Annotated in this window: 17 protein-coding genes; 15 read left to right on the top strand and 2 right to left on the bottom strand. The window is 73.7% G+C overall.

The genetic code is table 11. From position 1 onward, the window contains the following. The first annotated feature begins 46 nt into the window (after positions 1 to 46). The 7 genes from ACGRHY_RS03945 (at position 47) to ACGRHY_RS03915 (ending at position 7,293) form a co-directional block, all read left to right on the top strand. Complete coding sequence (locus ACGRHY_RS03945; protein ID WP_394633990.1) at positions 47 to 1,957, top strand: DUF5941 domain-containing protein; 1,911 nt, start codon at positions 47 to 49, stop codon at positions 1,955 to 1,957. Continuing rightward, positions 1,954 to 2,703 (top strand): phosphocholine cytidylyltransferase family protein, encoded by a 750-nt coding sequence (locus ACGRHY_RS03940; RefSeq protein ID WP_394633989.1) that lies wholly within the window; start codon positions 1,954 to 1,956, stop codon positions 2,701 to 2,703. Before ACGRHY_RS03945 ends, ACGRHY_RS03940 begins: the two co-directional genes overlap by 4 nt. Beyond that, positions 2,691 to 3,752: an iron-containing alcohol dehydrogenase family protein gene (locus ACGRHY_RS03935; RefSeq protein ID WP_394633988.1), complete on the top strand. Its 1,062-nt coding sequence runs from the start codon at positions 2,691 to 2,693 to the stop codon at positions 3,750 to 3,752. The genes ACGRHY_RS03940 and ACGRHY_RS03935 overlap by 13 nt, the downstream gene beginning before the upstream one ends. Then, positions 3,730 to 4,515: a CDP-alcohol phosphatidyltransferase family protein gene (locus ACGRHY_RS03930; protein ID WP_394633987.1), complete on the top strand. Its 786-nt coding sequence runs from the start codon at positions 3,730 to 3,732 to the stop codon at positions 4,513 to 4,515. The genes ACGRHY_RS03935 and ACGRHY_RS03930 overlap by 23 nt, the downstream gene beginning before the upstream one ends. A gap of 14 nt (positions 4,516 to 4,529) precedes the next feature. Next, on the top strand, positions 4,530 to 5,438 hold the full coding sequence (locus ACGRHY_RS03925; RefSeq protein WP_394637916.1) for a glycosyltransferase family 2 protein: 909 nt from the start codon (positions 4,530 to 4,532) through the stop codon (positions 5,436 to 5,438). A gap of 99 nt (positions 5,439 to 5,537) precedes the next feature. Then, a complete protein-coding gene (locus ACGRHY_RS03920; protein ID WP_394633986.1) occupies positions 5,538 to 6,485 on the top strand; it encodes an ABC transporter permease in 948 nt (315 codons plus the stop codon). After that, positions 6,472 to 7,293, top strand: coding sequence for an ABC transporter ATP-binding protein (locus ACGRHY_RS03915; protein ID WP_394633985.1), 822 nt, complete (start codon positions 6,472 to 6,474; stop codon positions 7,291 to 7,293). The genes ACGRHY_RS03920 and ACGRHY_RS03915 overlap by 14 nt, the downstream gene beginning before the upstream one ends. Positions 7,294 to 7,386: 93 nt before the next feature. Here the strand turns inward: ACGRHY_RS03915 and ACGRHY_RS03910 are convergent, their stop codons facing one another. Further along, entirely contained in the window at positions 7,387 to 9,603 is a 2,217-nt protein-coding gene (locus ACGRHY_RS03910) for an MMPL family transporter (protein WP_394633984.1), read from the bottom strand. Positions 9,604 to 9,709: 106 nt separating this feature from the next. On the opposite strand from ACGRHY_RS03910, the gene ACGRHY_RS03905 reads away from it, so the two are divergent. From ACGRHY_RS03905 to ACGRHY_RS03885, 5 genes are all read left to right on the top strand, one after another. Beyond that, positions 9,710 to 10,372, top strand: a complete 663-nt coding sequence (locus ACGRHY_RS03905; RefSeq protein ID WP_394633983.1) for a TetR/AcrR family transcriptional regulator — start codon at positions 9,710 to 9,712, stop codon at positions 10,370 to 10,372. Between the two features lie 267 nt (positions 10,373 to 10,639). Next, a complete protein-coding gene (gene hpnC, locus ACGRHY_RS03900) occupies positions 10,640 to 11,563 on the top strand; it encodes a squalene synthase HpnC (protein ID WP_394633982.1) in 924 nt (307 codons plus the stop codon). Between the two features lie 5 nt (positions 11,564 to 11,568). Beyond that, the gene (gene hpnD / locus ACGRHY_RS03895; protein ID WP_394633981.1) at positions 11,569 to 12,540 is read left to right on the top strand and encodes a presqualene diphosphate synthase HpnD; all 972 of its coding nucleotides are present in this window, start codon (positions 11,569 to 11,571) and stop codon (positions 12,538 to 12,540) included. Continuing rightward, positions 12,537 to 14,000, top strand: a complete 1,464-nt coding sequence (gene hpnE, locus ACGRHY_RS03890; protein ID WP_394633980.1) for a hydroxysqualene dehydroxylase HpnE — start codon at positions 12,537 to 12,539, stop codon at positions 13,998 to 14,000. Before hpnD ends, hpnE begins: the two co-directional genes overlap by 4 nt. A gap of 28 nt (positions 14,001 to 14,028) precedes the next feature. Next, on the top strand, positions 14,029 to 15,111 hold the full coding sequence (locus ACGRHY_RS03885; RefSeq protein WP_394633979.1) for a polyprenyl synthetase family protein: 1,083 nt from the start codon (positions 14,029 to 14,031) through the stop codon (positions 15,109 to 15,111). A 78-nt stretch (positions 15,112 to 15,189) separates the two neighbouring features. Here the strand turns inward: ACGRHY_RS03885 and ACGRHY_RS03880 are convergent, their stop codons facing one another. After that, positions 15,190 to 15,984, bottom strand: coding sequence for a tyrosine-protein phosphatase (locus ACGRHY_RS03880; RefSeq protein WP_394633978.1), 795 nt, complete (start codon positions 15,982 to 15,984; stop codon positions 15,190 to 15,192). A 213-nt stretch (positions 15,985 to 16,197) separates the two neighbouring features. On the opposite strand from ACGRHY_RS03880, the gene ACGRHY_RS03875 reads away from it, so the two are divergent. The 3 genes from ACGRHY_RS03875 to ACGRHY_RS03865 all read left to right on the top strand — a co-directional run bounded on the left by ACGRHY_RS03875 (position 16,198) and on the right by ACGRHY_RS03865 (position 19,470). Next, positions 16,198 to 16,839 carry an alpha-ketoglutarate-dependent dioxygenase AlkB gene (locus ACGRHY_RS03875; protein ID WP_394633977.1) on the top strand — a complete coding sequence of 214 codons (642 nt, stop codon included), beginning with the start codon at positions 16,198 to 16,200 and terminating at the stop codon, positions 16,837 to 16,839. Positions 16,840 to 17,101: 262 nt separating this feature from the next. Then, on the top strand, positions 17,102 to 19,012 hold the full coding sequence (locus ACGRHY_RS03870) for a sensor histidine kinase (RefSeq protein ID WP_491630952.1): 1,911 nt from the start codon (positions 17,102 to 17,104) through the stop codon (positions 19,010 to 19,012). A gap of 41 nt (positions 19,013 to 19,053) precedes the next feature. Further along, positions 19,054 to 19,470, top strand: coding sequence for a roadblock/LC7 domain-containing protein (locus ACGRHY_RS03865; protein WP_394633975.1), 417 nt, complete (start codon positions 19,054 to 19,056; stop codon positions 19,468 to 19,470). Position 19,471: the final 1 nt, after the last annotated feature.

The raw sequence follows: 19,471 nt of genomic DNA, 5'->3' as shown, positions 1-19,471 counted from the left end.
CGGACCGCGCCGCGGACGGTACGGCTTCCAAGGAGTGAGTTCGTTCTTGTCGACCGCCATTCTCACCGGTCCGCCGGTCGCGGGGTCGCCCCTGGAGGGCGGTCTGCGGTCGCTGGGTTTCGACGTCCGGGTGGCGGAGGACGCCACCGGGGTGGAGGCGGCACTGGCGGCCGTCCCGGCCGGTGAGCTCGTAGCCCTCGTCGATCCCCGCTTCGTCGGGCACACGCACAGCCTGCGGCTGGCCCTGACCGACCCGCGCTTCCCCGCCGCCGCGGTGCCCGGCGCACTGGCCGTCCAGCCCGGGGCACGCGCAGCCCTGGCCCGCGCCGTGTCCGCCGCGGTGCCCACGGCCGCGGCCCCGTCCGCGCCGGCCGCCGCGGGAGGGACGGCGCACACCACAGCCCGGGAGCCCGCCGGCCTGCCCGACCGGGCGGTCGCGGCCCTGGAGGAGGACGGCCGGGCACCCGCCGTGCACCGGCCCGAGCTGGGCGCCCTCGTCGCCGAGGTACCCGCCGACGGAGCGGAGCGCGCCGAGGCCGAGCGGGCCGTGGCGGCCGTCGACGAGGAACGGGTGCGGCTGCGCTCGGCGGTGAAGTCCCGCGACGGCTTCTTCACCACCTTCCTCGTCAGCCCCTACTCCCGTTACCTCGCCCGCTGGTGCGCCCGGCGCGGACTCACCCCCAACCAGGTGACCACGGCCTCGCTGCTCACCGCGCTGGTCGCCGCCGCCTGCGCGGCCACCGGCACCCGCGGCGGCTTCGCCGCGGCCGGAGTGCTGCTGATCGCCTCGTTCGTGCTGGACTGCACCGACGGGCAGCTCGCCCGCTACGCGCTGAAGTACTCCACGCTCGGGGCCTGGCTCGACGCCACCTTCGACCGGGCGAAGGAGTACGCCTACTACGCGGGCCTCGCCCTCGGCGCGGCCCGCGGCGGTGACGACGTGTGGGCCCTGGCGCTGGGCGCGATGGTGCTCCAGACCTGCCGCCACGTGGTGGACTTCTCCTTCAACGAGGCAGACCACTACGAGAAGGGGAGCGCGGGAGGAGACGGGAAGCAGCACACGGGGGAGCCCGGGACCGGAAACGCCAACCCCGCCGCCGCCCTGTCGGGGAGACTCGACCGGGTCGGCTGGACGGTGTGGGCCCGCCGCATGATCGTGCTGCCGATCGGCGAACGCTGGGCGCTGATCGCAGTCCTCACCGCGTTCACGACCCCCCGCACCACCTTCACCGTGCTGCTGGCCGGCTGCGCGTTCGCCGCCTGCTACACCACCGCCGGTCGAGTGCTGCGCTCCCTCACCCGGAAGGGCGTGCGCACCGACCGCGCCGCGCGGGCCCTGGCCGAGCTGGCCGACTCCGGGCCGCTGGCCGAAGGCGTGGCCCGTGCCGCCGCGTCCCGGACGCGCGGGTCGCGGTCGTCCGCGTTCGCCGCCCCGGCCCTCGCCCTGCTCGGCTCGGCCGCCCTGGTGGCCGCCGCGCTGTGGGCCCCGGCCGGGCCCTGGCCGCCGGCCGCCGCGCTCGGCTACGCGGTCCTGTCCGGGCTGGCCGTCGCCCGCCCGCTCACGGGCGCGCTGGACTGGCTGGTGCCGCCCCTCTTCCGCGCGGCGGAGTACACCACGGTCCTGGCGCTGGCCGCCCGGTCGGACGCGGACGGGGCCCTGCCCGCCGCGTTCGGGCTGGTCGCGGCGGTCGCCTACCATCACTACGACACGGTGTACCGCATCCGCGGCGGCACCGGCGCCCCACCGCACCGGCTGGTGCGGGCGATCGGTGGGCACGAGGGACGCGCGGTGGCGGTCACGGCCGCCGCCGTCCTCTGGACCGCCGGGCAGGGCTTCACGATCGCGCTCACGGCCCTGGCCGGGGCCCTGGCGCTCACGGTGCTCACCGAGAGCGTCCGTTTCTGGGTGTCCTCACACGCACCCGCCGTACACGACGAAACAGGAGAACCCGCATGATCGGCCTCGTGCTGGCCGCCGGCGCCGGACGGCGTCTGCGCCCCTACACCGACACCCTTCCCAAGGCTCTGGTGCCGGTGGACCCGGCGGGTGAGGGCACCACCACCGTGCTGGACCTCACCCTCGGCAACTTCCGCGAGGTCGGCCTCACCGACGCCGCCGTGGTCGTGGGCTACCGCAAGGAGGCCGTCTACGAGCGCAGGGCCGCCCTGGAGAAGAAGTACGGCGTCAAGCTCCACCTGGTGGACAACGACAAGGCCGAGGAGTGGAACAACGCCTACTCCCTGTGGTGCGCCCGCGACGTCATCAAGGAGGGCGTGATCCTGGCCAACGGCGACACCGTCCACCCCGTCTCCGTCGAACAGACGCTGCTTCAGGCCCGCGGCAGGGGGCAGCGGATCATCCTCGCCCTCGACACGGTCAAGAAGCTGGCCGACGAGGAGATGAAGGTCGTCACCGAGCCCGGCAAGGGCGTGCGCCGCATCACCAAGCTGATGGACCCGGCCGAGGCCACCGGCGAGTACATCGGCGTGACCCTCATCGAGGGCGACGCCGCCGCCGACCTGGCCGACGCGCTGAAGGCCACCTACGAGCGCGACCCGCAGCTGTACTACGAGGACGGCTACCAGGAGATGGTCGACCGCGGCCTCACCATCGACACCGCCGCCATCGGCGACGTCAGGTGGGTCGAGATCGACAACCACGACGACCTGAACAAGGCGCGGGAGATCGCGTGCCAGTACTGACCCGGCTCATTCCGTCGCCGGTCGTCGTCGACATCAGGCCCGGTGCGCTGGACGGCCTGGCCGGCCTCCTGGTCGACCAGCGCATCTCGGCCTCCGGCAAGCTCGCCATCGCCATCAGCGGCGGCTCGGGCGCGGCCCTGCGCGAGCGGTTCGCGCCCGCCCTGCCGGGCGCCGACTGGTACGAGGTCGGCGGCGGGACGCTGGACGACGCGATCAAGCTGGCCGACGCGATGAAGTCCGGCCACTACGACGCGGTCGTCGGCATGGGCGGCGGAAAGATCATCGACTGCGCCAAGTTCGCCGCCGCGCGCATCGGCCTGCCGCTGGTCGCCGTCGCCACCAACCTCAGCCACGACGGCCTGTGCTCCCCGGTCGCCACGCTCGACAACGACGCCGGCCGCGGCTCGTACGGAGTGCCGAACCCGATCGCGATCGTGATCGACCTCGACGTCATCCGCGAGGCCCCGATCCGCTTCGTGCGCTCCGGTGTCGGCGACGTGATCTCCAACATCTCCGCCGTCGCCGACTGGGAGCTCTCCCACAAGGTCACCGGCGAGTCGATCGACGGCCTGGCCGCCGCCATGGCCCGCCAGGCCGGCGAGGCGGTGCTGCGCCACCCGGGCGGCTGCGGCGACGACGAGTTCCTCACCGTGCTGGCCGAGGGGCTGGTGCTCACCGGGATCTCCATGTCGGTCGCCGGTGACAGCCGTCCCGCCTCCGGCGCCTGCCACGAGATCAACCACGCCTTCGACCTGCTCTACCCCAGGCGCGCCGCCGCCCACGGCGAGCAGTGCGGGCTCGGCGCCGCCTTCGCGATGCACCTGCGCGGAGCGGAGGAGCAGACACAGCTGATCGTCGACGTGCTGCGCCGCCACGGCCTGCCCGTACTGCCCGGCGAGATCGGCTTCAACGAGGACGAGTTCGTGCGCGCGGTGGAGTACGCGCCGCAGACCCGGCCCGGGCGCTACACGATCATCGAGCACCTGGACCTGTCCACCGACCAGATCAGGGACGCGTACGCCGACTATGTCAAAGCCGTCAGTAGCTGAACTCCGCCCGGTCGTCCACCCCGCCGGGGTGAAGGACCGGCGCAGCGGTGAGCACTGGGCCGGGCGCCTGTACATGCGGGAGATCTCGCTGCGCTGGACCCGGCATCTGGTGAACACCCGGATAACGCCCAACCAGCTCACCCATCTGATGGTCGTCGCCGGCGTGGCGGCCGGCGCCGTACTACTGGTGCCGGGTCTGGCCGGGGCCGTCCTCGCCGCTCTGCTGATCCAGTTCTACCTGCTGCTGGACTGCGTGGACGGCGAGGTCGCCCGCTGGCGGAAGCAGACCTCCATCACCGGCGTCTACCTCGACCGGGTGGGCCACTACCTGGCCGAGGCGGCGCTGCTGGTCGGCTTCGGGGTGCGGGCCGCGGACGTCTTCCGCGCCGAGGGGGCCCCCGCGAACTGGCTGTGGGCCTTTCTGGGGACCGTGGCCGCACTGGGCGCGATCCTGATCAAGGCCGAGACCGATCTGGTGGACGTGGCCCGCTCCCGCAGCGGCCTGCCCGCCGTCAGGGACGAGGCGGCCGTGCCCCGCTCCTCGGGGCTGGCGCTGGCCCGCCGGGCGGCCGCGGCGCTGAAGTTCCACCGGCTGGTCGGCGGTGTCGAGGCGTCCTTGGTGATCCTGCTGGTGGCGGTGGCGGACGCAGCGCGCGGCGGCCTGTTCTTCACCCGGCTGGGCGTCGCCGTCCTGGCGGCCATCGCGGTCCTGCAGACGCTGCTGCACCTGGTGTCCATCCTGGCGTCGAGCCGGCTGCGGTGAGGGCGGTGAACGACATGACCGAGGGCGCAAAGGCCGCCTCCGGCAGGCCCCTGACGCTGGGCGCGGTCGTCCTCACCATGGGCAACCGCCCCGAGGAACTGCGCGCCCTGCTGGACTCGGTCGCCAAGCAGGACGGCGACCCGGTCCAGGTGGTGGTCGTCGGCAACGGCGCCCCGCTGCCGGAGCTCCCGGAGGGGGTGCGGACGGTGGAGCTCCCGGAGAACCTGGGCATCCCCGGCGGCCGCAACGTCGGCATCGAGGCGTTCGGGCCCGGCGGGAGCGAGGTGGACGCCCTGCTCTTCCTCGACGACGACGGGCTGCTGCCGAACACCGACACCGCCGAACTGGTCCGGCAGGCGTTCACCGCCGACCCGGAGCTGGGCATCATCAGCTTCCGCATCGCCGACCCGGACACCGGGGTCACCCAGCGCCGCCACGTACCGCGGCTGCGCGCCTCGGACCCGATGCGCTCCTCGCGCGTGACGACCTTCCTCGGTGGCGCCAACGCGGTGCGCACCGCGGTCCTCCAGGAGGTCGGCGGGCTGCCGGACGAGTTCTTCTACGCGCACGAGGAGACCGACCTGGCCTGGCGGGCGCTGGACGCGGGGTGGATGATCGACTACCGCGCGGACATGGTGCTCCACCACCCCACCACCCTCCCCAGCCGCCACGCGGTCTACCACCGCATGGTCGCCCGCAACCGCGTGTGGCTGGCCCGGCGCAACCTGCCGCTGCCGCTGGTCCCCCCCTACCTGGGCGTATGGCTGCTGCTGACCCTCGCCAGGCGCCCCTCGCGCCCCGCGCTGCGCGCCTGGCTGGGCGGTTTCCGGGAGGGCTGGACGACCCCGTGCGGCACCCGCCGCCCCATGAAGTGGCGTACGGTGTGGCGTCTGACCCGGCTGGGCCGCCCTCCCGTCATCTGACAAGCTCTGTCTGAGAGCATCGGGTCCGGTGACAGGAGCCGGGGCCCCGCTGCGCTCATTCCCATCCCGGCTGCGCACTGTGAGGACGAAAGTTTCAACGTGAGCGAGACAACGCACGGTGGTGCGATCGCGACGGGCGAGCCCCCGCGTTCACCAGACGACGGCCTGTCCCCGGCCGAACTCGCCGCCAGGTACGGGCTGACGGTCAGCGGTGCCCGGCCCTCCCTGACGGAGTACGTCCGGCAGCTGTGGGCGCGGCGGCACTTCATCCTCGCCTTCTCCCGGGCGAAACTCATGGCCCAGTACAGCCAGGCCAAGCTGGGCCAGCTGTGGCAGGTGGCCACGCCGCTGCTGAACGCGGCGGTGTACTTCTTCGTCTTCGGTGTCCTGCTGGGCGGCCGCGAGGGAGTGCCGGGCGGCAAGGGGAACTACGTCCCCTTCCTGGTCACGGGCGTCTTCGTCTTCACCTTCACGCAGACCTCGGTGATGTCGGGTGTCCGGTCCATCTCCGGCAACCTCGGCCTGGTGCGGGCCCTGCACTTCCCGAGGGCCTCACTGCCCGTCTCCTTCTCGCTGCAGCAGCTCCAGCAACTGCTCTACTCGATGATCGTCCTGGGGGCCATCCTCCTCGGCTTCGGGCACTATCCGGAGTGGACCTGGCTGCTGGTGGTGCCGGTCCTGGCCCTGCAACTGGTCTTCAACACCGGTCTGGCGATGATCATGGCCCGGCTGGGGAGCAAGACCCCGGACCTCGCCCAGCTCATGCCCTTCGTGATGCGTACCTGGATGTACGCGTCCGGCGTGATGTTCTCCCTGGAGTACATGATCAGGGAGCGCACCGGTGCTCCGGAGTGGCTGGTCTCCGCGGCCCGGGGCAACCCCGCGGCCGTCTACATGGACCTCATGCGCTTCGCGCTCATCGACGGCTACACCGCCGCAGACCTTCCGCCGTACGCCTGGGCCCTGGCCGCGGGTTGGGCCGTGGTGATCGGCGCCGGTGGATTCGTGTACTTCTGGAAGGCGGAGGAGCGTTATGGCCGTGGCTGAGAAGAGCGCAGCCGCCGCGTCGGCGGACAAGGGCGAGGAGACCGCCGCCGACCGCCGGCCGACCGTCATCGCCGACGGCCTGCACATCGTCTACCGCGTCAACGGCGGTGCCCGGGGCAGGGGCAGCGCCACGGCGGCCCTCAACCGGATCATCCGCCGCAAGCCGGGCGGCAACGTGCGCGAGGTGCACGCGGTCAAGGGTGTCAGCTTCACCGCCTACCGCGGCGAGGCGATCGGCCTGATCGGATCCAACGGCTCGGGCAAGTCCACGCTGCTGCGCGCCATCGCGGGCCTGCTGCCGGCCGAGCGCGGCAGGGTCTACACCGACGGCCAGCCCTCGCTGCTGGGTGTCAACGCCGCGCTGATGAACGATCTGACCGGTGAGCGCAACGTCATACTGGGCGGACTGGCGATGGGTATGTCCAAGGCCCAGATCCAGGAGCGCTACCAGGGCATCGTCGACTTCTCCGGCATCAATGACAAGGGCGATTTCATCAGCCTGCCGATGCGGACCTACTCCTCCGGCATGGCGGCCCGGCTGCGGTTCTCCATCGCCGCCGCCAAGGACCACGACGTGCTGATGATCGACGAGGCGCTGGCGACGGGCGACAAGAAGTTCCAGAAGCGCTCGGAGGCCCGCATCCGCGAGCTGCGCGAGGAGGCCGGGACGGTCTTCCTGGTCAGCCACAACAACAAGTCCATCCGGGACACCTGCGACCGGGTGCTGTGGCTGGAGAGCGGCGAGCTGCGCATGGACGGCCCGACCGAGGACGTGATGAGGGCTTACGAGGAGTTCACCCGCAAGTAGCCGCTCGTGCCGCCGCGCCCGGACGCGGACCGGCCCCGCCCCTCGCGAGGGGCGGGGCCGGTCCGCGTCCGGGCGGTCCGCCGGGAGGCCGGATCAGATCCCGGCCGGCTCGCGCGGCGGCTCGGCGGGGGCCTTCGGGGGGGCGGCGTCCTCGGACAGTCCCACCCGGCCGTGCAGCCGGCGCAGTGCCTTCGGGGCGTACCAGGCGCCGCGGCCCAGCAGCCGCATCGCGGCCGGGACGAGTACGCCGCGCACCGCGACCGCGTCGATCAGGATGGCCAGCCCGCTGCCGAGGCCGAACATCTGGATGAAGCTGATCTCGCTGGTGGTGAAGGCGAACAGGCTCACCGCCAGCAGGCCGGCGGCCATGGTGACGATCCGCCCGGTGCGCGACAGCCCGTGGGTGACGGCGGTCGCGGTGTCCTCGCCCGCGTCGTGCAGCTCCTTGATCCGGCTGGTGACGAAGACCTCGTAGTCCATCGACAGCCCGAAGACGATGCAGAACAGCAGCACGGTCATCGAGGTGTTCATCGGCATCGGGGTGAAGCCCAGCACCGAGGACAGGTTCCCTTCCTGGAAGACCCACACCATCGCGCCGATCGCCGCGGTGAGGCTGATGGTGTTGAGCACCAGCGCGCGCAGCGGCTGCACGATGCTGCCGGTGAACAGGAACAGCAGGGCGAAGGTGGTCAGCGCGACCCAGGCGATCGCGAAGGGCAGTCGGTCGCCGATGGCGGCCTTGGTGTCGGCCAGCTCCGCGTCCGAGCCTCCGACCAGGGCCTCCACTTCACCGGGGACGGGCACCGCGCGGATGTCGTGCACCAGGTCCTCGGCCGTGTCGGGCCCGGAATCCGCGTCGGTGGTGACGGTCAGCCGCTGGGCGTCGTCCCGGCCGAGAGTGGCGCTGACCGGGCCGGGCGGGGCGGCCTCGCCGTCCTGGTAGGTGCCGGAGGAGGCCTGGACGCGGGTGACGCCGTCGAGGCGGGAGACCGCGGTGGCGTAGGCGTCCAGCTCGGCGGCGTCCATCGGACCGGTGGTGACGATCTGGACGGCCGAGGTGTCGTCGCGGCCGAAGTCCTCGTCGATGGCGGTGGCCACTTGGCGGCTGGGTGCGTCCTCGGGCAGCACCCGCTCGTCGGGGTTGCCGAAGGACGCGCCCAGCAGCGGGCTCGCGACGAGCAGCAGAACGGCCAGGACGGGCAGCGCGGTGAGCGCGGGACGGCGCATCACCACGGAGGCCAGGCGGCCCCACACCGGGGCGTCGGGGCGGCGTACGGCGTCCGCCCAGGGCAGCCGGCCGTTGTTGACGCGGTGGCCCAGCACTGCCAGCAGGGCGGGGACGACCACCAGTGCGCCGATCGCGGCGATCGCGACGACACCGATCCCGGCGTAGGCGAAGGAGCGGAGGAAGAACGGCGGGAAGAGCAGCAGTGCGGCGAGCGCGGCGACGACGGTGGCGGCGGAGAAGGCGATGGTGCGGCCCGCGGTGGCCACGGTGGTGCGCAGCGCGTCCGGCACGTCGTCGCCTTCGGTCAGCCGTTCGCGGAAGCGGCTGACCAGCAGCAGGCCGTAGTCGATGCCGAGGCCGAGGCCGAGGGCGGTGGTGAGGTTGACCGAGAAGATCGAGACGTCGGTGATGCTGCCGAGCACGTAGAGCTCGGCGAAGGTGCCCATGACCGCGATCAGTCCGATGGCCAGCGGCAGCAGCGCGGCCACGACGCTGCCGAAGGCGATCACCAGCAGGATCAGGGTGATGGGGACGGCGATCGCCTCGGCGATCGCCAGGTCCTTGGAGATCTGGGAGGTGATGTCGCTGGCGACGGCCGCCTGACCGCCGGTACGCACGGTGACGGCACCCCGGTCGCCGGACCACTTCTCGGAGAGCTCGTCGGCGCGGTCGGTGCTCTCGGTGCTGTCGCCCTCGATGTGGGCGAGGACCAGCGCCTGGTCGCCGTCGCGTGATGTGAGCGCTTCGTTGCCCGTGTCCCAGTAGGAGACGACGCCCGACACGCCCGGTTCGTCCTTCAGCCCGGCGGCGACCTCCCGCCCGGCCCGCTCGGCTTCGGGGGAGTCCAGCCGGCCGCCGTCGTCCGCCCGTACCAGGAGGACGAGGTTGGTCTCACCGCCGAACTTCTCGTCGAGCAGGACGGCGGCCCGGCTGGAGGGCGCGTCGGGGTCCCTGAAACCGCCGCTCTGGAGCTTGCCGAACGCCCCGATCCCGACGGCCGCCATGGCCAGCACGGAGACGAGTGCGGCCACCAGCACCGTTCGGGGGCGGCGCAATACCAGATCGGCGATCCACGACAGCATGGTCTTCCCTCTCGCTCACTTGCGGGCGCTCGCCATAAGATGTTTACGGCGTTAACTTCGACTTTGTCAGAGGGATGTTAATGATGTCAACATCAGGCAGTATCGAATGATGCGGACCGAAGGCACTGGAAAGAGCGGCTACCACCACGGAGATCTGCGCAACGCGCTCATCGAGGCGGCGACGGACCTCGCGCGCGACGGCGGGCCCGAGGCCGTCGTGCTGCGGGCCGCCGCCCGCCGGGTCGGGGTCTCACCGACGGCCGCCTACCGTCACTTCACCGGTCAGGGCGACCTGCTGATGGCGGTCAAGGAGCGGGGACAGCGGGGGCTGGCGGAGACGATGGAGCGGTCCGCCGACGCCGGTGGCGGGGTGCGGAGCGCCGGAAGTGCGGCCGAGGAGCGGGTCAGGGCGCTCGGCGTCGGCTACATCGAGTTCGCGCTGGCCGAACCCGGCCTGTTCCGCACGGCCTTCTGCCGCACCCCCGAGACGCCGGACGGCGACTTCGGACCCGGCTCGGAGGAAGACCCGTCCCGCTGGATGTACCGCTCCTTCCGGCTGCTGGCCGAGGCCCTGGACGGGCTCGTCGACACCGGCCGGATGCCCGCCGGACGGCGTCCCGGTGCCGAGATCACCGCCTGGGCCGCGGTGCACGGCCTGGCGGTTCTGCTGCTGGACGGCCCGCTGGGCCGGCTCGCGCCGGAGCAGCGCGACGCCTTCGCCGCCGGTGCCCTGGCCACGGTCATCCGGGGCTTCACCGCGCCGGAGTGACGGCCCGCGACCCGCCCCGCCCGACCCGCGGCGAGGAACGCCCCCGCCCACGACGTAAGCTGGGCCGGTCCTGGCCGACGACGCACCGGGTGGTCCGGCACCCGGTCGGCCGAGTACCGGACCGACGCCGGGGCGTGCCCGAAATATGATGTTCCTGCGGCGGGCAGCAACCGGCGGCCAGGAGCAGACGACGAGGCGGTGCCGACGCCCGGGTGCTGTCGGGCGGAAGGACGGAAAGGTGACGACGATGGCAGCGGGCGGCTCCCGGTGACCCCCGCGCGGGACGCGCGCAGCCGTGCCGTCCTGGACAAGGCGGCACGTGAGAACTTTCCCGTGGCGCCCCGCTTCCTGCCCCGCGCCTGGCGGGACGACCTGATGGCCGTGTACGGGTGCGTCCGCCTCCTGGACGACATCGGTGACGGGGACCTGCCGCCCGGCGGCGCCGACGCCGCGCTGCTGGGAGTGGATCCCGGCCGGGCCGACGACCGCGGTGCGCTCCTGGACGCCTTCGAGACCGAGCTGCACCGGGTCTTCCGCGCCGCCCGGGCCCCGGGCGGCGCGGGCCGGGACGTCCCCCGCCACCCCCTGCTGTACGCCCTGGTGCCGACCGTGCGCCGCCACGTGCTGACCCCAGAGCCGTTCCTCGCCCTGGTCGAGGCCAACCGGCTGGACCAGAAGGTCCGCCGGTACGGCACCTGGGAGGAACTGCTGGACTACTGCGAGCTGTCCGCCAACCCCGTCGGGCGGCTCGTCCTGGCCGTCACCGGCACCACGACCCCCGAGCGCGTCCGCCGCTCCGACGCGGTCTGCACCGCGCTGCAGATCATCGAGCACCTCCAGGACGTCGCCGAGGACCTCGCGCTGCGCGACCGGATCTACCTCCCCGCCGAGGACCTGGAGCGCTTCCGTGTCACCGAGGCCGATCTCGCCGCGCCCACCGCGAACGCCTCGGTGCGCGCCCTGGTCGCCCGGGAGGCGCGGCGCGCACACGAACTGCTGAACGAAGGAGTCCCGCTGGTGGCCAGCGTCCCCGGCATACCGAAGATCCTCATCGCCGGATTCACCGGCGGCGGGCGGGCGGCCCTGCGCGCCCTGCGTTCCGCCCGGTACGACGTCCTGGGCGGCGCTCCGCGCCCCGGGACGGCCGGTGTGCTGCGCGAGACCGCGGCCGTCCTGGGACGGGCGAGGTGAGCCCGGTGGCCGGGCGGAACGAGGACGCGGAGCGGTCCGCGCGGCAGGCACCGCCCTCCCCGCAGGGCTTCGCCGCCTACCGCTACTGCGAGGCCGTCACCGGACGGCAGGCCCGCAACTTCGCCTACGGCATCCGGCTGCTGCCCACCGCGCAGCGCCGGGCGATGTCCGCCCTGTACGCCTTCTCGCGGCGCGTGGACGACATCGGCGACGGCCCGCTGGAGGCGGAGGTCAAGCGCGCCCGGCTGGAGGAGACCCGCGACCTGCTCGACCTCGTCCGTGCCGGAAAGGTGCCCGACGACGCCACCGACCCGGTCGCCGTCGCCCTGGCCGACGCCGCGGAGCGCTTCCCGATCCCGCTGGGCGGGCTCGACGAGCTGATCGACGGTGTCCTGATGGACGTCCGGGGCCGCGCCTACGAGACCTGGGACGAGCTGGAGGAGTACTGCCGCTGCGTGGCAGGCGCCATCGGACGGCTCTCCCTGGGGGTCTTCGGCACCGTGCCGGGAGCCCCGGACGCCGGCCGCGCCCCCCACTACGCCGACACCCTCGGCCTCGCCCTGCAGCTGACCAACATCCTGCGCGATGTGCGCGAGGACGCCGCGGAGGGCCGCACCTATCTGCCCCGCGAGGATCTGGCCGCGTTCGGCTGCGACACCTCGCTGGACCGCCACGTGCCCCCCGCAGGCGGGGACTTCGCCGGGCTGGTGCGCTTCGAGGTGGGCCGTGCCCGCGCGCTGTTCGCCGAGGGTCTGAGGCTGCTGCCGCTGCTCGACCGCCGCTCGGCCGCCTGTGTGGCGGCCATGGCGGGGATCTACCACCGCCTGCTGGCCCGCATCGCCCGCGACCCACACGCCGTACTGCGCGGCCGGGTCTCCCTGCCGGTACGTGAGAAGGCCTACGTCGCCCTGCGCGGCCTGTCCGGGCTCGACGCCCGGCTGGCCGCCCGCGCGGCCCCCGGAGGGGGCACGACGTGACCGGCGCACCCGATCCGCGCGCCGTCGTCGTCGGTGGAGGGCTGGCGGGCACCGCCGCCGCGCTGCGCCTGGCCGACGCCGGGGTGGCCACCACCCTGGTGGAGAGCAGGCCCAGGCTGGGCGGGCTCGCCTTCTCCTTCCGCCGCTCCGGCGCGGCCGGCGAGCTGACCGTCGACAACGGCCACCACGTCCATCTACGGTGCTGCACCGCCTACCGCTGGTTCCTGGAGCGTATCGGCGCGAGCACGCTCGCCCCCCTCCAGCCCCGCCTGGACATCCCCGTCTACGACGCCGCGCGCCGCAGGCTGGGCCGGCTGCGGCGCGCGGCCCTGCCCGCGCCGCTGCACCTGGGCGCCTCCCTGGCGCGCTATCCCCACCTCTCCCCGGCCGAGCGGCTGCGCGTGGGGCGGGCCGCGCTGGCGCTCGGGCGCCTGGGCAGTGTCGACCCCTCCGACCCGGCCCTGGACGGCCAGGACTTCGGAAGCTGGCTGCGCCGCCACGGCCAGTCCCCGCGTGCGGTACGGGCGCTGTGGGACCTCGTCGGCGTCGCCACCCTCAACGCCCGCGCACCGGACGTCTCGCTCGGACTGGCCGCGATGGTCCTCAGCACCGGCCTGCTCGGCGACCCCGGCGCGGCCGACATCGGCTGGTCCCGCGTCCCGCTGGGGCACCTGCACGACACACTCGCCGCCGCCGTGCTGGAGAAGGCGGGCGTACGCGTGGTCCGGCAGGGCCGGGCACGTGAACTGACCCGTGAGACGGACGGCACCTGGCGGGTCGCGGTGGACACCGGCACGAGCCGGCCGGCGGAGGGCGACCGGCCGGACCGGTCCGGCCGGTCCGGAGAGGTGCTGCGGGCCGGCACGGTCGTCCTCGCCGTACCCCAGCGCGAGGCCCACCGGCTGCTGCCCGAGGGCGCCCTGGAGGAACCGGGGCGGCTGCTGCGCATCGGCGACGCGCCGATCCTCAACGTCCACGTGGTCTACGACCGAAAGGTGCTCCACCGCCCCTTCCTCGCCGCTCTCGGCACCCCCGTGCAGTGGGTCTTCGACCGCACCGCCGCCTCCGGGCTGCGGAACGCGCCCGGAGGGGCGGCGAGCCAGTACATCGCGGTCTCCCAGTCCGCCGCGCAGGACGAGATCGGCCTGCCGGTCGCCGCCCTGCGCGACCGCTACCTTCCCGAACTGGCCCGGCTGCTGCCGGCCGCCCGGGAGGCGCGGGTGCGCGACTTCTTCGTCACCCGCGAGCGCACCGCCACCTTCGCGCCCGTACCCGGTGTCGGACGACTGCGCCCCGCCGCCCGCACCGGTGCGCCGGGGCTGTGGCTGGCCGGGGCGTGGACCGCCACCGGATGGCCCGCGACGATGGAGGGAGCCGTGCGCAGCGGGCTGACCGCCGCCCGGGAAGCGCTGGCCGCTCTCGGCCGCCCGCACGACGACGTCTTCCAGGAGGCGGCGTGAGCACGACACCGAACGCAGAGGAGACCCCGTGACCCCGGCGACCCCGAGGCCCCTGACGGACACAGCCGTCGACACCGCGAGCGTCATCGAGTTGCTGGAGCGCGGCCGGACCCTCGCCACGCCGATGCTGCGCGCCGCCGTGGCGCGGCTCGCGCCGCCCATGGACTCCGTCGCCGCCTACCACTTCGGCTGGATCGACGCACAGGGCAACCCGGCCCGCGGCGACGGCGGCAAGGCGGTGCGCCCGGCGCTGGCCCTGCTGTCGGCCGAGGCCGCGGGCGCCGAGCCCGCCACCGGCGTCCCCGGGGCGGTGGCCGTGGAGCTGGTCCACAACTTCTCCCTGCTCCACGACGACCTGATGGACGGCGACGAGCAGCGCCGTCACCGCGACACCGTGTGGAAGGTGCACGGTCCGGCACAGGCCATCCTCGTCGGCGACGCCCTGTTCGCGCTGGCGGGCGAGGTGCTGCTGGAACTGGGCACCGCCGAGGCCGCGCACGCCACCCGCCGCCTGACCCTGGCCACCCGCAAGCTCATCGACGGGCAGGCGCAGGACATCTCCTACGAGCACCGGGAGAAGGTCACCGTCGCCGAGTGCCTGGAGATGGAGGGCAACAAGACCGGTGCGCTGCTGGCCTGCGCCACCTCCATCGGCGCGGTCCTCGGCGGTGCCGACGAGGCCGCCGCCGACGCACTGGAGGCGTACGGCCACCACCTGGGCCTGGCCTTCCAGGCCGTCGACGACCTGCTGGGCATCTGGGGCGATCCGGCGGCGACCGGCAAGCTGCCCTGGAGCGACCTGCGGCAGCGCAAGAAGTCCCTGCCGGTGGTCGCAGCCCTGGCCGAGGGCGGGCCGGCCGCCGAGCGGCTCGGGGAGCTGCTGGCCGCGGACGCCACCAAGAGCCAGCGGGATTTCGAGGACTTCAGCGAGGAGGAGTTCGCGACCCGCGCCGGGCTGATCGAGGAGGCCGGCGGCCGCGAGTGGACCTCCCAGGAGGCCCGCCGCCGGCACGCCACCGCCATCGCCGCCCTGGACGGCGTGGACATGCCGGACCGGGTGCGCGAGCAGTTCACGGCCCTCGCGGACTTCGTCGTCGTCCGCGAGGGCTGATCCCGTCCGCGGGGGGCCGGCTCCGCAGTGGGGACCGACGGCCGCCGGAGGAGCCGGGAAGCCGGGAGACTTCGGCGGTCAGAGCTCCAGCAGGCGGCCTCGCAGCCGCTCGCGCAGACCGGGAGTGAGGCCGAGCCCCTCGCAGAGGTAGGAATCCACCCCTCCCCAGGTGTCGGTGATGGTGTCGAACGCCGCGTGCAGATAGGCGGGGCGGACCTCGAAGAGGGGCGCGATCAGCTCTCTGACCTCGGGCGACATCCCGCCGCCCGCGTCCGGTGAGCGGTGGATCCGGTAGCGGCGGTGCGGGGCGTTGGACTCCAGGTAGTCGGCCTCGATCGCGTCCTGCTCCACGTCCAGCGCCAGCAGCGCCACCGCGATCGACAGCCCGGCCCGGTCCTTGCCCGCCGCGCAGTGCATCAGGGCGGGCACGCTCTCCTCGGCCAGCTCCCGCAGCAGCCGGCCGTGCTCGGCGGTGCGCCGCCGGACCATCAGCCGGTACGAGGCCACCATCCGGGCCTCGGCCTGCCCGTCGCCGAGCAGGGACCGCAGCAGAGCCAGGTCGCCCTCGCGCACCATCGTCCAGAACTCGGCGCCCTCGGCCGGGTCCGACAGCGGGATGTTCACGTTCCGCACACCCGGCAGTTCCACGTCAGGGCCCTCCAGGGCCTGGTCGGCGGAGTTGCGGAAGTCGAAGACCGTGTGCAGGCCGAGCCGGGTGAGGAAGGCGGCGTCCTCCTCGGTGGCGTGTGCCAGGTGCCCGCTGCGGTAGAGCACGCCCTGGCGCACCCGCCGGCCGCCGGTGGTCGGCAGACCGCCGACGTCACGGAAGTTGCGCACTCCCGTCAGCGTGGGCTCCACGGTTTCGGATGTCATGGGCACTCCTTGCTCCGGCCTCGCTCCGGGCGGCCGGGACGGCGGGGTCGGCGCACCGCCCGCCGCGCAGTCCCGCACCGGCCACTGCGACCCTACGGCATGGGGCGCCGGAGGGCCGGGTCCGTACGAGGATGGGGCGGAAGCGTGGAGATCCGGTGGAACAGTGGTGCCGGATCCGGTGTCGGTCTGGCGCCGGGAGGTGGGGTGAGAGGTGTGGACGACGGACTGTTCCGGCCGCCGGCGGTCGAGGTGGCGCCGGGTGCGGTGCACCTGCCCGGCCACCTGGACGGGGCCGCGCAGCGCGAGCTGCTGGACGCCTGCCGGGCCTGGGCCCGCCCGCCCGCCGGGCTGCGCACCGTGCGCATGCCCCGGGGCGGCGAGATGTCGGTGCGCCAGGTCGGCCTGGGCCTGCACTGGTACCCGTACGGCTACGCCCGCACCGCGGTGGACGGCGACGGGGCGCCGGTCAAGCCGTTCCCGGCCTGGCTGGGGCGGTGGGCGCGGCGGGCGGTGGAGGAGGCGTACGGGGAGGGACGATGTACGGTCCCGTACGAGATCGCGCTGGTCAACTTCTACCGGGAAAAGGCCCGTATGGGGATGCACCGTGACAGCGACGAGCGGTCCCGCGCCCCCGTGGTCTCGTTCAGCCTCGGCGACACCTGCGTCTTCCGGTTCGGGAATCCGGCCGGCCGCGGCCGGCCGTGGACCGACGTCGAGTTGCGCAGCGGTGACGCCTTCGTGTTCGGAGGTCCCTCCAGACTGGCCTATCACGGCGTCCCACGCGTCCGCCCGGACACGGCACCGCTTGGAACCGGGCTGCGGGGGCGGGTTAACGTGACGGTCCGGGCACGGTAACTTGCCCCTGGCAAACGAGGGTTATGATCGTGCCGCCCTTCCCCACGGGGCGCGACGATGCTTTCACTCGTTGGGGGCTGGCGAAGGGTGGCGAACAAGCCGACTTCGTCCGCGCCCCCGCCGGGTGACGATTAGCGTTGCGGCGGTGCCACGAGAGCCGGTGAGCGCACCGGCCCGCTGAGACGACCTCAACGTTCCGAGGACTGCGATGCCTGAGCCCCCGAGCCGCGCGGTGCAACAAGGAAGGGGAAGTTCCGCTCCCATGTCCGTCGCTTCCCCGCCCTCCCCGCCCTCCGCTCCCTCTCCTCCCGGCCGCCCGGCCCCTCCCGCGTACGGTGGTGCCCCGAGCACCCCGCCCGCACCGGGAAGGCGCAGGAGGAAGAGGGGCGCGGGCGCCCCACACGACACCGGGCATCGCAGGGGCCCCGCCCGCGACACCGCTGCCGACACCGCCCTGCGGCACCGCGTGATCCGCCTCGCCGTCCTGCCCGCGGCCCTGATCGCGGTCATCGCCGCGGCGGTCGTCGCCTACGTGCTGCGAGCGCTCGACGGCGTGCGGGACGGGGTCTCCGCCGGGCCCGACAGCGCCACCGTCTGGGGTGTGCTCGGCGGCGCGCTGCTGCTCGGCTGCGCCGTGGTGGTCGGTGCCGCGCTCTCCGCCTCCTCCGAGGCGCGTTCCACCGCCGAGCGCCACGCCCGGCTGCGGCAGGGCGCGGCCCACAGCCAGAGCGAACTCCAGTCGATGCTCCGCCGCCTGGAGAGGGGCGAGTGGCTGCGGCCGCCCGTGCACGGTCCGCTGCCCGAGCCGGAGGGCGACTCGCTCGGCCTCGTCGCCCACGACGTCGGCCAGGCCCAGCGTGCCGCCGAACTGGCACTGGTCCAGGCGGTCGCGCTGGTGCGCAGCAACGCCAGCGGCAGCGAGGAGAAGGTCGAGGTCTTCGTCAACCTCGCCCGCAGGCTCCAGTCCCTGGTGCACCGCGAGATCGAGCTGCTGGACGAGCTGGAGAACGAGGTCGAGGACCCCGACCTGCTCAAGGGCCTCTTCCACGTCGACCACCTGGCCACCCGCATCCGGCGGCACGCGGAGAACCTCGCCGTCCTCGGCGGCGCGGTCTCCCGCCGGCAGTGGAGCCGCCCGGTCACCCTGACCGAGGTGCTGCGCTCGGCCATCGCCGAGGTCGAGCAGTACTCCCGCGTCAAGCTGGTGCCGCCGATCGAGGGCACCCTGCGCGGCCACGCCGTCGCCGACGTCATCCACCTGCTCGCCGAACTGGTCGAGAACGCCACGGTGTTCTCCGCTCCCAACACCCAGGTCCTGCTGCGCGCCCAGCGCGTCACCGCCGGCCTCGCCGTCGAGGTCGAGGACCGCGGACTGGGCATGACGGCCGCCGAGCAGCACCGGATGAACGGACTGCTGGCCGACCCCGACGGGATCGATGTCGCCGAACTGCTGCAGGACGGCCGCATCGGGCTCTTCGTGGTCTCCTCGCTCGCCCGGCGGCACGGCGTCACCGTGCAGCTTCAGAGCAACATCTACGGCGGCACCCAGGCGGTGCTCGTCGTACCGGACGCGGTCCTGGGCGACGAGCGGGAGGAGGCGCGGCGGCGTGCCGTGGCGGAGGCGGACGCGGGCGGGCACCGGCCGCTGCCCTCCGATGCCCCCCGTCAGGAGACGCCCCGCCAGGAGACGGCCCGTCAGGAGATGCCTCACCAGCAGGCGCCCGGTCAGCGGGCCCACGGTCAGCAGGACCACGGGCAGCACGCCTACGGGCAGCAGGCGTACGAGCAGGAGGCGGCCCGGCCCCTGCCTCCCACAGCTCCGGCGGCGCCCGCGGAGTACGGCCCGGCCCCGTCCCGGCCCCACTACCAGTCCTCCGCGGCGGAGCCCGCCGCCCACGCGCCGCAGTCCGCCCACACCTCCCGGGCCGTACCGGCGCCGCCGCTCCCGGAGGTGCCCGGCGGGCCGCAGGGCACGGGGGGCGGTGACCGTCCGCAGCTCCCGCGCCGCCGCCGCCAGGAACACCTTGTTCCCGAACTGCGCCAGTCCCCGCGGGGCCCGGGGGCGTCGGACGAGCCCGAGGCCGAGCACACTCCCGGCCTGATGGCCGCCTTCCGCCGGGGCGCCAGCCTCGCGGAGGGAACCGACGACAGCACCCCCAGCCAGCCCAGCTAGTCCCGCGCACGGCTCTCACCCCCAAGGAGAAGAACGCGATCATGGTGAGCGATGCCCCCATCGGCCAGACGAACGACCTGTCCTGGCTGCTGACCGGTCTCGTCCAGCGCGTCCCGAACACCCGCAGCGCACTGCTGCTGTCCTCCGACGGCCTGGTGAAGGCCGCCCACGGTCTGGACACCGACACCGCCGACCATCTGGCGGCGCTGGCCTCGGGTCTGTACTCGCTGGCCCGCAGCGCCGGCATCCGCTTCGGCAGCGGCGGAGAGGTTCGGCAGGTGGTCGTCGAACTCGACACCGCGCTGCTGTTCGTCTCGACCGCGGGCTCCGGCGCGTGCCTGGCGGTCCTCGCCGAGAGCGAGGCGGACGTGGCCGTCCTCGGATACGAGATGGCGATGCTGGTCAAGAGCGTCCGTCCGTATCTGGCCACACCGGCACGGCAGCCGGCGGGGCACTGAC

This window comes from Streptomyces shinuiensis, from assembly GCF_043660855.1.
Lineage (GTDB): Bacteria > Actinomycetota > Actinomycetes > Streptomycetales > Streptomycetaceae > Streptomyces.
The sequence above is the reverse complement of the archived record's forward strand: the minus strand, read 5'-3'. Positions and strand labels throughout refer to the sequence as shown.

What these genes read in the sequence shown, in the direction of transcription:
- ACGRHY_RS03940 (WP_394633989.1), top strand. Translation starts at nt 1,954, where the DNA reads ATGATCGGCCTCGTGCTGGCCGCCGGCGCCGGACGGCGTCTGCGCCCC.
- ACGRHY_RS03930 (WP_394633987.1), top strand. Translation starts at nt 3,730, where the DNA reads ATGTCAAAGCCGTCAGTAGCTGAACTCCGCCCGGTCGTCCACCCCGCC.
- ACGRHY_RS03925 (WP_394637916.1), top strand. Translation starts at nt 4,530, where the DNA reads ATGACCGAGGGCGCAAAGGCCGCCTCCGGCAGGCCCCTGACGCTGGGC.
- ACGRHY_RS03915 (WP_394633985.1), top strand. Translation starts at nt 6,472, where the DNA reads ATGGCCGTGGCTGAGAAGAGCGCAGCCGCCGCGTCGGCGGACAAGGGC.
- ACGRHY_RS03910 (WP_394633984.1), bottom strand. Translation starts at nt 9,603, where the DNA reads ATGCTGTCGTGGATCGCCGATCTGGTATTGCGCCGCCCCCGAACGGTG.
- ACGRHY_RS03905 (WP_394633983.1), top strand. Translation starts at nt 9,710, where the DNA reads ATGATGCGGACCGAAGGCACTGGAAAGAGCGGCTACCACCACGGAGAT.
- ACGRHY_RS03880 (WP_394633978.1), bottom strand. Translation starts at nt 15,984, where the DNA reads ATGACATCCGAAACCGTGGAGCCCACGCTGACGGGAGTGCGCAACTTC.
- ACGRHY_RS03870 (WP_491630952.1), top strand. Translation starts at nt 17,102, where the DNA reads ATGTCCGTCGCTTCCCCGCCCTCCCCGCCCTCCGCTCCCTCTCCTCCC.
- ACGRHY_RS03865 (WP_394633975.1), top strand. Translation starts at nt 19,054, where the DNA reads ATGGTGAGCGATGCCCCCATCGGCCAGACGAACGACCTGTCCTGGCTG.